A 12,873-nucleotide genomic window follows, 5' to 3' on the forward strand; every position below is an offset into this window, starting at 1 on the left:
ACTCAGCCGACACCCAGCTCGTCGGCTGGCTAGCGTGACCGGGGTGACCGCTCCCGAGCAGACCCTCCCCCACGGCAGTTGGCCGACGCCGATCACCTCCGAGCTCGTCGTGCGGGCCGCCGCCCGGCTCGGTGAGGTCGTCGTGGACGGCTCCGGAGACGACGCTGACGTGTGGTGGGCCGAGGGCCGCCCCAGCGAGGGTGGCCGCACCGCGCTGGTCCGCCGCACGCCGGACGGGACGACCACCGACCTGCTCCCCTCCCCCTGGAACGCCCGCACCCGGGTGCACGAGTACGGCGGCGGCGCCTGGACCGTCGCCACCGGCACCGTGTGGTTCACCGACTTCGCCGACCAGCGGCTGTACCGGGTCGACCCGGGCAGCAGCGAGCCGGTGGCGGTGACCCCGGAGCCCGCGGTCCCGGCCGGGGTCCGGCACGCCGACCTGCAGGCCACCGCCGACGGCGCCGTGCTCGCCGTCCGGGAGACCCACGGCGCGAGCGGTGTGGCGACGGACGTGGTGAACGAGGTGGTGCGCGTCGAGCGCGACGGCACGACCACCGTGCTGGTCACCGGCCCCGACTTCGTCTCCGACCCGCGACTGTCCCCCGACGGCCGTTCGCTCGCCTGGCTGCAGTGGCAGCACCCGGACATGCCGTGGGACGCCGCCGAGCTCATCGTCCGCGGCGCCGACGGGGGCGAGACCGTGGTGGCCGGCGGGCGATCGGGCGCGCAGCCGGAGTCCATCGTCCAGCCGACCTGGGGCGCCGACGGCGCGTTGTGGTTCCTCGCCGACCGCACCGACGTCTGGTCGCTGTACCGCTGGACGCCCGGTGCCCCGCCGGAGCTGGTCGTCGACACCGGCACCGACATCGCCGGACCGCAGTGGGTGTTCGGGCAGCGCCGCTTCGCCCTGCTGCGCGACGGCCGGGCGGTCCTGGCGTACGGCCGGGACGGCGCCGACCGGCTGGCCGTGCGGGAGCCGGACGGGACGCTGCGCGAGCTGCCCCTGGACCAGGCGGCGTTCGGACAGCTGGCCGCGGCCGGTGGCTCGTTGGTCTGCGTGGCCGGCGGGCCGGCGTCCGAGCCCGTCGTCCTCCGGATGGACGTCGACGACGCGACGGCCACCGTGCTCCGCCCGGCCCGCGACCTCGGCCTGGACCCGGCCTGGTTCTCCCGCCCCCAGCACGTCACCTTCCCCACCGAGCCCGGGCCCAGCGGGGTCGCCGAGGCCCACGCGCTGGTGTACCCGCCGACCAACCCCCAGGTCACCGGCCCGGACGACGAGCTGCCGCCGCTCCTGGTCCTCGTGCACGGCGGGCCCACCGCCGCCGCCCGGTCGGTGCTGGACCTGGGCGTCCAGTACTGGACCTCCCGCGGGTTCGCCGTCGCCGATGTCGACTACCGCGGCTCGACCGGCTACGGCCGGCGCTACCGGGAGGCGCTGAAGGGGCAGTGGGGCGTGGCCGACCTGGACGACGTCGTCGCCTGCGCCCGGTACCTCTCCTCCGGCGACGGCCCCGCCGGGCTGCGGGTCGACCCGGCACGGCTGGCGATCCGCGGCGGCTCCGCCGGCGGGTACACGACGCTGGCGGCGCTGACCTTCCGCCCGGGCGTCTTCGCCGCCGGGGCCAGCCACTACGGCGTCGCCGACCTGGCCGCGCTGGCCGCCGACACGCACAAGTTCGAGTCCCGCTACCTCGACGGGCTGATCGCACCGTGGCCCGCCGGCGCCGGCGTCTACGCCGAGCGCTCGCCGATCAACGCCACCGACGCTCTGGACACCCCGCTGGCGGTGTTCCAGGGCGACGAGGACCGGGTGGTGCCGCCGGAGCAGGCGGAGATGATGGTCGCCGCCCTGCGGGCGAAGGGCGTGCCGCACGCGTACGTGCTCTTCCCCGGAGAGCAGCACGGCTTCCGCAAGGCGGAGAACATCCGCACCGCGCTGGACGGCGAGCTCTCCTTCTACGCCCAGGTGCTGGGCTTCTCCCTCCCCGCCGAGGAGGGGATCACCCCGATCGAGGTCGTGCGTCCGTGACGCACGCACAACACCCGGTGAACCGATCCGGTCCCAGCGCCGTACACAACCGCAGGGCATCCGGCGATCGGGAGGTGGGACATGGTGCGGCAGCTGCGACCGGCCGAGCCCGGCCACCTCGACGTCCCGGCCGCCTACTCCGCGCACGGGCCGGAGCTCTACCGCTTCGCCCTGCGCCACCTGGGTGACCAGGGCGCCGCCCAGGACGTCGTGCAGGAGGTGTTCCTGCGGGCCTGGCGGTCCGCGGGGTCCTTCGACCCCAGGCTGGCCAGCCTGCGCACCTGGCTGTTCGCCATCGCCCGCAACCTGCTGGTCGACGAGGCGCGACGCGGCGCGGCCCGCCCGTGGCAGCGTCAGCTCACCGACGGCACCCGGGACGACGACCACGGCCCGCCCGGACCTGCCCTGGACGAGCGCCTGGTCGACGCCTGGGTGGTCGAGGAGGCGCTGCGTCGGATCGGGGTCGAGCACCGGGCCGCGATCGTGGAGACCCACCTGCGTGGCCGGCCGCACGCCGAGGTCGCGGCGGAGCTCGGCGTACCGGTGGGCACACTGCGCAGCAGGGTGTTCTACGGCCTGAAGGCACTGCGGCTGGCGATGGAGGAGATGGGGGTGGAACCGTGAACGAGGAACAGGCGCACCGCGCACTGCGCGAGGAGCTCGGCGTGTACGCCCTGGGCGCGGGCAGCCCCGAGGAGCGCGCCGTGGTGCGGGCACACCTCGAGGGGTGTGCCGCCTGCCGCGCCGAGCTGGCCGAACTGGCCCCGATCGCCGCCCGGCTCGCCGACGCCGACCCCGACCGACTCGACGAGGACCCGGCGCCCCCGGCCGGGCTGGCCGACGCCGTCCTGGCCCGGATCGCCGCCGAGGACACCCTCCCCCGGGCCGACCCGACCGGGCGCCGCCGACGGACCCGGCTCGCCGCCGGTGCGCTCGTGCTGGCCACGGCTGCCGCGGCCTTCGCCGCCGGCTGGCTGGTCCGGCCGGTCCCGCCCCCACCGCCGCTGGAGAGCGTGGCCGTCGAGGTCACCGACCCGGACATCACCGCGACCGCCGACGTCGTGCCGCACACCTGGGGTGTGGAGGTGAAGCTCGCCGGAGCCGGCTTCACCGCCGGGGAGGTCTACCGGGTCGCCGTCCTCGAGGACGGCGGGGACGCGGCACCCGCCGGGGCCTTCCTCGGAACCGGCCCCGCGGAGCTGTTCTGCAACCTCAACTCCCCGGTCCTGCGCGCCGACGCCGAGGGCTTCCAGGTGGTCGACGCCAGCGGCGCGGTCGTGCTCCGCTCGACCTTCTGAGCTCGACCTCCTGAGCTCGACCTCCCGAGACGTCCCGGCCGGCGCTGAGCACGTCCGGGCCACGCGCTCCAGCCGCGTCGGGTGGCAGTTGCTGCCCCCCGACGCGGCCGGAGATCGTGCTGTCGGCCGTTCGTGTCGGCCGTCGGTCGGTCAGGGAGTCGCCGGCACCGGCTCCCCGTCCACGGTGAGGCCCGAGCCGGGGCCGTCCTGGAAGACGTCCGGGCCGACCGGTGCAGAGTTGCCGCGGACAGCCGTGCGGGTCACGGTCATGGTCCCGGTCGCGGAGTTCCAGAGCCCTCCGCCCTCGGCTGCAGCGGTGTTGCCCCGCACCTGGCTCCGGTCGATGTCCACCGTGCCGGCGCCGGTCAGGTGCAGGCCGCCGCCGTTGCCGGGACCGTCACCGGTGGAGTTGCCGGTGAGGAGACTGCGCTCGAGCGTCGTCGTGCCGACGTTGGCCTCGATGCCGCCACCGGCACGCGTCGCGGAGTTGCCGCTGATCAAGGCGCGGTCGACCACGAGGGTGCCCTGGTCGTTGAGGATGCCGCCGCCGGAGCCGGATGCGCCATCGGCGACGTTGTCCTTGACCGCGGAGCGCGTGACGACCAGCGTCCCGGACTCCCCCGCCTCCTGGAACAGACCGCCGCCGCCCATGGTGGCCTCGGCACCGCTGGCGGTGTTCCCGACGATGAGGCTGCGGTCCACGGTCATGGTGCCGAGACCGGAGTTCCACAACCCGCCGCCCTCGGACGCAGCCGTGTTGCCGGTCACCGCGCTGCGCTCGACGTCCACCGTGCCGGCGCCGGTGAGGTGCAGGCCACCGCCGTTGCCGGGACCGTCGCCGGTGGAGTTGCCCGACAACTTCGACCAGGAGACGGTCGTCGTCGACCCGTCGCTCGCCTCGATCCCCCCGCCGGCCCGCACGGCACTGTTCCCGGTGATCGTGCTGCGCTGGACCTCCAGCGTGCCGGCATTCCGCAGGCCGCCGCCGGAAGCGGGCAGCCCCGTCCCCGCTGCCACCCCGCCCGTGACCGTGAGGTCGCGCACTGACAGCCGACCGCCGACGAGCACGTCGAAGCCACGGTCGATGCCCTGCGCATCGACCGCGCCCCCGTTGCCGTTGAGGGTGATCTCGGCGGCGATGTCGAGGTCACCCGTCACCGAGTCGTCCTCGCCAGCCGCATCGCCGTTCGTGAGGCTGAGCAGGTAGGTCCCCTTGCTCAGCTCGATCGTGCCACCGCCCGACGCGTTGGCCTCCTGCACCGCGGCACGGAGCGAGCACTCGTCGTGGACGTCGGCGCAGCGACCGTTCCCGGGGTCGGCGTCGACGGTGTCGGCCGTGGTGGTGACCTGGACGCCCCGGTCCCGGTGCTTGCCGTGGTATCGGTCGTCGTCCTCCCGGCTGCCCTGGTGCCGGTCGCTCTGGTCCCGGGCACTCCCCTGCCCGTCGCCCGCGGCCCAGGCGTCGTGGGCCAGAGCTGGGCTGCCGGCCAGCAGGCTGATTGCCAGCGCTGACGCCGCAGCACCCGCCAGTGATCTGGTGCGCATCTGTCGTCTCCTCATCGATCGGTCTGGCCGGCGGACGAACACCGGACACCGGTGGGTACGCAGGGCGCGGGCACCCGTTCGATCGGAGAGCTGGGGATCTGTCGCCGCAGGCTCGAAGAGCCTCGCGCTCGGCGTGTGCTGACGCGCTGATGCGACGCGCGTCACACCGCGTCAGGGTCTGCCCTGGGGACAGCAGCGCAGCGAAGGGATCAGACCTCGAGGACGGTGGGGATGATCATCGGGCGGCGGCGGTAGGTGTCCGCCACCCACTTGCCGACCGTCCGGCGGATCACCTGGGAGAGCCGGTGGGCGTCGACCTGGTCGTCGGTGGCCAGGACCCGCTTCAGCTCCTCCTCGACCAGGGCGAGCGCCTCGGTGAAGGCGGCCGGGTCGTCGGAGAAGCCCCGCGTCGACAGGTGCACCGGCCGGACGATGGTGCGGGTCGAGGGCTCGATGACCACGGTCAGCGCCACGAAGCCCTCGTCGCCGAGGATCCGCCGGGCCTGCAACGACTCCTCGCCGACGTCGCCGACGTTGAGCCCGTCGACGTAGACGTTGCCGATCGGCACGCTGCCCACGATCGACGCCTTGCCGTCGACCAGGTCGACGACGACGCCGTCCTCGGCCAGCAGGATGCGGTCGCGGCTCATCCCGGTCTCCTGGGCCAGCGCGGCGTGCGCCCTCAGGTGCCGCCACTCCCCGTGCACCGGCATCAGGTACCGCGGCTTGGCCACGTTGAGCAGCGTGCGCAGCTCACCCGCCGGGGCGTGCCCGGAGACGTGCACCCGGGCCGTCTCCTTGTGCACCACGGTCGCGCCGAGCCGGGCCAGGCCGTTGATCACCTTGTAGACGGCGGTCTCGTTCCCGGGCACCAGCGAGGACGCCAGGATGATCGTGTCGCCGGCCTCGATGGTGACCTGGTGGTGGTCACCACGAGCCATCCGGCCCAGCGCCGACAGCGGCTCCCCCTGCGAGCCGGTGCTGACCAGCACCACCTGCTCCGGGGGCATGGAGGTGGCCTCGTCGAGCTTGACCATCAGCCCGGGTGCCACCCGGAGCAGGCCGAGGTCTTGGGCGACCCCCATGTTCCGGACCATCGAACGGCCCACGAACGCGACCTTGCGGCCGTGCTCGGCCGCGCAGTCGAGGACCTGCTGGATGCGGTGCACGTGGCTGGCGAAGCTGGAGACGATCAGCCGCTGGGAGGCGCGCTCGAACACCGAGTCCAGCACCGGCCCGATGCTGCGCTCGGAGGTGACGAACCCGGGCACCTCGGCGTTGGTGGAGTCGCTGAGCAGCAGGTCGATGCCGGCGACCCCGAGCCGGGCAAAGGCCCCGAGGTCGGTCAGCACGCCGTCGAGCGGCAGCTGGTCCATCTTGAAGTCGCCGGTGTGCACGAGCGTGCCCGCCGGGGTGTGCACCGCGACGGCGAGCGCGTCGGGGATGGAGTGGTTGACGCTGACGAACTCGCAGTGGAACCCACCCGCCAGGTGGTCGTCACCGGCCGCGACCTCGACGACGACCGGGTCGATCCGGTGCTCGCGCAGCTTCGCCTTGACCAGCGCGAGGGTGAACCGCGAGCCGACCAGCGGGATGTCGGCGCGCAGCCGGAGCAGGTAGGGGATCGCGCCGATGTGGTCCTCGTGCCCGTGGGTGAGGACAACGGCGGCGACGTCCTCCATCCGGTGCTCGATGACCCCGAAGTCGGGCAGGATCAGGTCGACGCCGGGCTGCTCCGCCTCGGGGAACAGCACCCCGCAGTCGATGATCAGCAGCTGGCCGTCGAACTCCAGCACGGCCATGTTCCGGCCGATCTCGCCGAGACCGCCCAGCGCCATCACCCGGAGGCCACCGGCCGGCAGCGGCGGGGGTGCCTTCAGGTCCAGGTGCGGCTGCGGGGAGTTCGACGTCGTCACAGCTGGACACCTCCGGCCGCGAGGTCCACGCGCAGCTGCGCCACCTGTTCGTCGGTGGCGTCCACGAGTGGCGGCCGGACCGGGCCGGCCGGGAGCCCGAGCTCCCGCAGCGCCGCCTTGACCATGATCGTGCCCTGGGTGCGGAAGATCCCGGTGTAGACCGGCAGCAGGCTCTCGTTGACCTGCCGCGCCCGGGAGAGGTCACCGGCCTCGACGGCGGCGATCAGCTCGGCCAGCCGGGAGCCGACCAGGTGACCGACGACGCTCACCACGCCGACGGCACCGACCGAGAGCAGCGGCAGGTTCAGCATGTCCTCGCCGGAGTAGTAGGCGAGGTCGGTGCGGGCGAGGGTCTGCATGAGCGCACCGAAGTCGCCCTTGGCGTCCTTCACCGCGACGATGTTCGGGTGCTCCGCGGCGCGGACCAGCGTCTCCACCTCGATGGGGACCACCGAACGCGGCGGGATGTCGTAGAGCATCACCGGCAGGTCGGTGGAGTCGGCGACCGCGGTGAAGTGCCGCAGCAGGCCGGCCTGCGGGGGCTTGTTGTAGTACGGGGTGACGACGAGGAGGCCGTGCACGCCGAGCCGGGCCGCCGACTGGGCCTTCTCGATCGAGTGCGCGGTGTCGTTCGTGCCGACCCCGGCGACCACCATGGCGCGGTCACCGACGGCGTCCAGCACCGCCTCGAGCACGGCGTGCTGCTCGCCGTCGCTGATGGTGGGCGACTCCCCCGTCGTCCCGAAGACGACCAGGCCGTCGTGTGACTGCCGGTCGACCAGGTGGGCGGCCAGCTGCTGGGCGCCGGCGAGGTCGATCGTGCCGTCCTCGGCGAGCGGGGTGACCATCGCCGTGAGCACGCGCCCGAACGGTCGGGCGGGGTCCGTGGTCCTGGCCGGGGTCATGGCCTGGAATCTACCGGCCCGCCCCGACAGCACCGGACTGCCCTGGGGCAGCCCAGGTCTCCTGGTGCTCGGCGAGGACGCGGGCCACGGGGTCCGGGTCGACCGTCCCCCGTCCCCACTGGGTGACCCGGAATCGGAGCCCGGTCGTCGACGCCGACCAGCCCGATGCGGGCACCCGGGCACCGGGCACCCAGTCCGGGCCGGGCCGGGGCGCCCAGGTGTCACCCGGCAGCTGCGCGTCGACCTCGGTCGCCACCAGTTCGTCGGCGTGCGGGAGGAACGCGGCGTAGACCGCCCCGCCGCCGATCACCCACAGGTCGCCGTCCAGCGCGAGCGCGTCGGGCACCGACCGGACCACCTGCATGCCCTCGGACGCCTGCAACGTCGAGCTGAGCACCACGTTGCGGCGGCCGGGCAGTGGCCGGAACCGGGGCGGCAGCGACGCCCAGGTGCGCCGGCCCATGACCACGGTCCCGCCCACGGTCAGGGCCCTGAACAGCCGCAGGTCCTCCGGCAGGTGCCAGGGCAGTGCGCCGTCCGCGCCGATGACGCCGTCGGTGGTCTGGGCCCAGACCATCCGCACCGCGCGCCGCGTGGGGTCCGCTGCCGTCACACCGCCACCGCACCCCGGATCGCCGGGTGGTGCCGGTAGTCGACGACGTGGAAGTCCTCGTAGCGGTGGTCGAACAGCGAGGGCGCCGGGTCGATCTGCAGCTGCGGGAAGGGCAGCACCTCGCGGGAGAGCTGCTCGCGCACCTGGGGCAGGTGGTTGCGGTAGATGTGGCAGTCACCGCCCACCCAGATGAAGTCCCCCGGCTCGAGACCGACCTGCTGGGCGACCATCCGGGTCAACAGCGCATAGCTGGCGATGTTGAACGGGACGCCGAGGAACAGGTCGGCGCTGCGCTGGTAGAGCTGGCAGGACAGCTTGCCGTCGGCGACGTGGAACTGGAACAGAGCGTGGCAGGGCGCCAGCGCCATCTCCGGCAGCGCGGCGACGTTCCACGCCGAGACCACCATCCGCCGGGAGTCCGGGTCGGTGCGCAGCGTCTCCAGCACGGCGGAGAGCTGGTCGATCGACCCGCCGTCCGGCGTGGGCCAGGACCGCCACTGGACGCCGTAGACCGGGCCCAGGCTGCCGTCCTCGGCCGCCCACTCGTCCCAGATCGAGACGCCGTGCTCCTTCAGCCAGCCGACGTTGCCCTCGCCGCGCAGGAACCACAGCAGCTCGTAGGCGATCGACTTGAAGTGCACCGACTTCGTCGTCACGAGTGGGAAGGCGCGGGACAGGTCGTAGCGCAGCCGCTCCCCGAACAGGCTCAGCGTCCCGGTGCCGGTGCGGTCGTCCTTCGGCGTCCCGGTCTCCAGGACACGGCGGAGCAGGTCCTCGTACTGCGTGTCGACCTGCTGCTGGACGGCCACCTCGGCCATGTCGACTCCTCGTCGCGGTTGTGGGGTGAGAGCTCGGACGGCGGTCGGTCAGCCCTCGGCGACCAGCGGGCTCGCGGCGACGGCCGTGCCGTCGGAGAGCTCACTGATCCGGAAGTCGCCGAAGACGTGCGGGGCAGCGCTCTGCAGCTCGCGGAGGCAGGCGATGGCGAGCTCGCGGATCTCGACGTCGGCGTGCTCGCTGGCCCGCATGGCCACGAAGTGCCGCCAGGCGCGGTAGTTGCCGGTGACCACGATGCGGGTCTCGGTGGCGTTCGGCAGCACCGAGCGGGCCGCCTGCCGGGCCTGCTTGCGGCGCAGCGTTGCGTTCGGGACGTCGGCGAAGCGCTTCTCCAGCCCTTCGAGCAGTTCGGCGTAGGCGGCCAGTGCGGCGTCGGTCGCGGCGAGGAACTTCTCGTGCAGCTCCGGGTCCTCGGCGATGACCGCGGGCTCGACCACGGCGGCGTCCCGCTCGGGCACGTACCGCTGGGACAGCTGGCTGTAGGAGAAGTGCCGGTGCCGGATGAGCTCGTGGGTCAGCGACCGCGAGACGCCGGAGAGGTACATGGACACCGTGCCGTGCTCCAGCACCGACAGGTGACCGACCTCCAGGATGTGCCGGAGGTACCCCTCGTTGGTCGCCGTGGCCGGGTTCGGCTTGGTCCAGGACTGATAGCAGGCCCGTCCGGCGAACTCCGCGAGCGCCTGGCCGCCCTCGGCGTCGGTCTCCCAGGGCACGTCCGCCGGCGGGGTGAACTGCGTCTGCGCGACGACCTGCACCTTCAAGGGGGCGATGGCGGGCACCCGTACGAGGGTACGGCCCGGACCGTCCCCGCCATGGGCGCGGCACCCGAGCGGTCCCCGAGGTGGCCGGGACCCCGCGGCCGTCCACACCTCATCCCCCGGTCGCGACGACCGCGGCCGCCAGGTCGGGGGCCAGGTCACCCCGGCCGGCCACCACCACCTCGTCCAGGGCCATCCAGTCGGCCATCAGCCGGAGCTCGGCCGCCAGCGCCGCGGCGACCTCGGGGGCGTCGACCCCCGGCTCGGCGAAGGTGCCCTGTACGCGCAGCACGCCGGCCTGCCGGTCGGCCTTCAGGTCGACGCGGGCGACGAGCCGGTCGCCGAAGAGGAACGGCAGCACGTAGTACCCGTGCACGCGCTTGGCCGCCGGCGTGTAGATCTCCAGCCGGTAGCGGAAGCCGAAGATGCGCTCGACCCGGGGCCTTTCCCACACCAGCGAGTCGAACGGCGACAGCAGCGCGCGGGCACGGATCCACCGGGGCCGCCGCGCCTGCGGGTCCACCCAGGCCGGCCGGTTCCAGCCCACCACCTCGACCGGCTGCAGCTCGCCGCCGTCGGCGAGCTCGGCGATCGCCGTCCGCGCGTCGACCGGGGCGAGCCGGAAGTAGTCACGCAGATCGGTCTCGGTGGCCACGCCCAGCGCCCGGGCTGCGGTGCGGACCAGCTCCCGGATGCCCTCCGGCCGCTCCGGGGTCGGCGCCTGGACGACGGCGGGCGGCAGCACCCGCTCGGGGAGGTCGTAGACCCGCTCGAACCCGGCCGTGCGGCCGCGGGCGGTCAGCGCACCGGTGAAGAACAGGTACTCCAGCGCGGCCTTGCCGGCGTGCCAGTTCCACATGCTGCCCGGCCGGTTGGGTCTCTCCTCCTGCAGCTGGCTGGCCCGGATCGGCCCCTCGGTGCGCACCCGCGCCAGCAGCGCCGCCACGTACTCCGGACGCTCCTGCTGGACCCGGGTCATCGAGCCCCAGGCCTCCTGGTCGGCGGCGTCCATCCGCCAGCGCAGGTGCGGGTGCAGCCGGGCCGGCAGGAACGACGCCTCGTGCGCCCAGTACTCGACGAGGTCGTGCCGCCGGTTCGAGAGCGCATCGAGGTCGCTGCGCCGATAGGGCCCCAGGCGGCTGAAGAAGGGGAGGTAGTGCGACCGGGAGAGCACGTTGACCGAGTCGATCTGCACCACGGCCAGGCGGTCGGCGGTCCGGCGCAGCTGCCGAGTGCCGACGATGCCGGTGGGCCGCGGCTCGGCGAACCCCTGGGCGGCCAGGGCGATCCGGCGGGCCAGCCCGGCGGGCAGCCGCTCGACGGAGGTCGTCACCCGGCCGATCCTGCCTTGCCGGTACGACACTCGCGTCGGGGCGACTCAGCGGGCGTGCCCCACCGCGCAGCTCGTGCCCCGGGCTGCCGAGCCGACGGGGCGCACCACCCCGGCGGACGCCCGGGCCGGCCACCGAGCCCACCGCCTACGCTGCCCCGGTGGAGCTGCCGAGGGGACGCGGCCTGTCCGGCCGCGCCGACGTGTCCGTACGACCGGCGACGACCGGCGACGCGGAGGCGATCGCGCGCGTGCAGGTCGTCACCTGGCGGACCGCCTACCGGTCGTTCCTCCCGGCAGCGGTGCTCGACGACTGGGACGACGACGCCGCTACGACGAGCTGGCGAGCGGCGGTGACCGCACCCCCCACGTCCGCGCACGGTGTCCTCGTCGCCGTGGACGCGGGGACCCTGGTCGGGTTCGCCGCCTACGGACCCTCCGGCGACCCCGGGGTCGCCGAGCTGGCCGCACTGTTCGTCGAGCCCCGCTGGGGCCGGCGTGGTCACGGCAGCCGGCTGCTCGCCGCCGTCGCGGACCTGGCCACCGAGCGCGGGGTCCGCACCCTGCACACCTGGGTCCCCGAGGCCGACGATGTGACCGCCCGGTTCTTGGAGTCGGCGGGCTGGGCGCCAGACGGGTGGACGCGGACGCTGGACACCGGTGCGGCCCCGCTCGCGCAACTCCGCTGGACGACCCTGCTGGACGACGAGGAGGGCGCAGCACCGTGACGTTCTCCGGCTTCCCCGACGAGGCCCTGGTCTTCTACGAGGGCCTGGAGGCCGACAACAGCAAGACCTACTGGACCCAGCACCGGAGCAGCTACGACCAGCACGTCCGGGCACCACTCCAGGCGCTGGCCGACGCTCTGGCGCCAGAGTTCGGCACACCCAAGCTCTTCCGGCCGTACCGGGATGTGCGCTTCAGCCACGACAAGACGCCGTACAAGACGCACCAGGGGGCGGTGCTCCAGCCAGACGGCGCCGGGTGCGGCTCGGTGTACGTGCAGGTCTCCGCCGACGGACTGCGGGTGGCCGGTGGGTGCTGGCGCCTGCAGCCGGACCAGGTGGAGCGGTACCGCCGGGCCGTCGGCGACGACCTGCAGGGCACCCGGCTCGACGCCCTGGTCCGCGACTTGTGCGCCGCCGGCTATGAGGTGGGCGGGGAGCAGCTGATCCGGACGCCGCGTGGCTGGCCGGCGGACCACCCGCGTCTCGAGCTCCTGCGGCACAAGTCCCTGCACGCATCCCAACAGTGGACGCCGGAGGACTGGCTGCACACGCCCGCGGCCCGCGACCGGGTCTGCGATGCCTGGCGGGCCTTCGCACCGCTGAACCGGTGGCTGGACGAGAACGTCGGGGCCACCACCGCCCCACCGGACCGCCGCCGCTGATCCTTGCGTCACGTGACGCGCACCGCCGGCTGACCCTCGTCGCCCGGCAAGGCACCGTCGACAGAGGGTTCGCCACCGGCGGGCGAAGAGGCCGCACTCGCTGACACGGAGCCCAATGCTGCGGGCGCGCACTCAGGGGCACAGTGCACAGCGACGTACCTGGTCCGGAAATGCAGGAACGGGGTCACAGCCGTAGCTGTGACCCCGTCCTGGGAGTTATGTCCGGCGGCGTCCTACTCTCCC

At 73.8% G+C, this 12,873-nt stretch carries 12 protein-coding genes; 5 read left to right on the forward strand and 7 right to left on the reverse strand.

Going from position 1 to position 12,873, the window contains the following annotated elements; all coding sequences use genetic code 11:
• The first annotated feature begins 43 nt into the window (after positions 1–43).
• From O2W20_RS21450 to O2W20_RS21460, 3 genes are all read left to right on the forward strand, one after another.
• Positions 44–2,035 (forward strand): S9 family peptidase, encoded by a 1,992-nt coding sequence (locus tag O2W20_RS21450; protein ID WP_269173657.1) that lies wholly within the window; start codon positions 44–46, stop codon positions 2,033–2,035.
• A gap of 81 nt (positions 2,036–2,116) precedes the next feature.
• The gene (locus O2W20_RS21455; RefSeq protein ID WP_269173658.1) at positions 2,117–2,659 is read left to right on the forward strand and encodes a sigma-70 family RNA polymerase sigma factor; all 543 of its coding nucleotides are present in this window, start codon (positions 2,117–2,119) and stop codon (positions 2,657–2,659) included.
• Positions 2,656–3,333: a zf-HC2 domain-containing protein gene (locus O2W20_RS21460; RefSeq protein ID WP_269173659.1), complete on the forward strand. Its 678-nt coding sequence runs from the start codon at positions 2,656–2,658 to the stop codon at positions 3,331–3,333. The genes O2W20_RS21455 and O2W20_RS21460 overlap by 4 nt, the downstream gene beginning before the upstream one ends.
• Positions 3,334–3,483: 150 nt before the next feature.
• On the opposite strand, the gene O2W20_RS21465 is transcribed toward O2W20_RS21460, so the two are convergent.
• From O2W20_RS21465 to O2W20_RS21495, 7 genes are all read right to left on the reverse strand, one after another.
• Positions 3,484–4,878 carry a CSLREA domain-containing protein gene (locus O2W20_RS21465; RefSeq protein WP_269173660.1) on the reverse strand — a complete coding sequence of 465 codons (1,395 nt, stop codon included), beginning with the start codon at positions 4,876–4,878 and terminating at the stop codon, positions 3,484–3,486.
• Between the two features lie 209 nt (positions 4,879–5,087).
• Positions 5,088–6,794 carry a ribonuclease J gene (locus O2W20_RS21470; RefSeq protein WP_269173661.1) on the reverse strand — a complete coding sequence of 569 codons (1,707 nt, stop codon included), beginning with the start codon at positions 6,792–6,794 and terminating at the stop codon, positions 5,088–5,090.
• Positions 6,791–7,699: a 4-hydroxy-tetrahydrodipicolinate synthase gene (dapA, locus tag O2W20_RS21475; RefSeq protein ID WP_269173662.1), complete on the reverse strand. Its 909-nt coding sequence runs from the start codon at positions 7,697–7,699 to the stop codon at positions 6,791–6,793. Before dapA ends, O2W20_RS21470 begins: the two co-directional genes overlap by 4 nt.
• Before the next feature lie 10 nt (positions 7,700–7,709).
• Positions 7,710–8,312: a dihydrofolate reductase gene (locus O2W20_RS21480; protein WP_269173663.1), complete on the reverse strand. Its 603-nt coding sequence runs from the start codon at positions 8,310–8,312 to the stop codon at positions 7,710–7,712.
• Positions 8,309–9,130, reverse strand: coding sequence for a thymidylate synthase (locus O2W20_RS21485; RefSeq protein WP_269173664.1), 822 nt, complete (start codon positions 9,128–9,130; stop codon positions 8,309–8,311). The genes O2W20_RS21480 and O2W20_RS21485 overlap by 4 nt, the downstream gene beginning before the upstream one ends.
• A 48-nt stretch (positions 9,131–9,178) precedes the next feature.
• On the reverse strand, positions 9,179–9,931 hold the full coding sequence (gene thyX, locus O2W20_RS21490) for an FAD-dependent thymidylate synthase (protein ID WP_269173665.1): 753 nt from the start codon (positions 9,929–9,931) through the stop codon (positions 9,179–9,181).
• Positions 9,932–10,022: 91 nt separating this feature from the next.
• A complete protein-coding gene (locus O2W20_RS21495; RefSeq protein ID WP_269173666.1) occupies positions 10,023–11,243 on the reverse strand; it encodes a winged helix-turn-helix domain-containing protein in 1,221 nt (406 codons plus the stop codon).
• A 158-nt stretch (positions 11,244–11,401) separates the two neighbouring features.
• On the opposite strand from O2W20_RS21495, the gene O2W20_RS21500 reads away from it, so the two are divergent.
• Both O2W20_RS21500 and O2W20_RS21505 read left to right on the forward strand, forming a co-directional pair.
• Positions 11,402–11,968, forward strand: a complete 567-nt coding sequence (locus O2W20_RS21500; protein ID WP_269173667.1) for a GNAT family N-acetyltransferase — start codon at positions 11,402–11,404, stop codon at positions 11,966–11,968.
• Positions 11,965–12,630, forward strand: a complete 666-nt coding sequence (locus tag O2W20_RS21505; protein WP_269173668.1) for a DUF2461 domain-containing protein — start codon at positions 11,965–11,967, stop codon at positions 12,628–12,630. The genes O2W20_RS21500 and O2W20_RS21505 overlap by 4 nt, the downstream gene beginning before the upstream one ends.
• Positions 12,631–12,873: the final 243 nt, after the last annotated feature.

The sequence above is a fragment of the Modestobacter sp. VKM Ac-2982 genome, assembly GCF_026967935.1.
Classification (GTDB): Bacteria; Actinomycetota; Actinomycetes; order Mycobacteriales; family Geodermatophilaceae; genus Modestobacter.

Coding starts and splice junctions, on each gene's coding strand:
- O2W20_RS21485 (WP_269173664.1), bottom strand. CDS start 9,130: ATGGCCGAGGTGGCCGTCCAGCAGCAGGTCGACACGCAGTACGAGGAC.
- O2W20_RS21465 (WP_269173660.1), bottom strand. CDS start 4,878: ATGCGCACCAGATCACTGGCGGGTGCTGCGGCGTCAGCGCTGGCAATC.
- O2W20_RS21455 (WP_269173658.1), top strand. CDS start 2,117: ATGGTGCGGCAGCTGCGACCGGCCGAGCCCGGCCACCTCGACGTCCCG.
- dapA (WP_269173662.1), bottom strand. CDS start 7,699: ATGACCCCGGCCAGGACCACGGACCCCGCCCGACCGTTCGGGCGCGTG.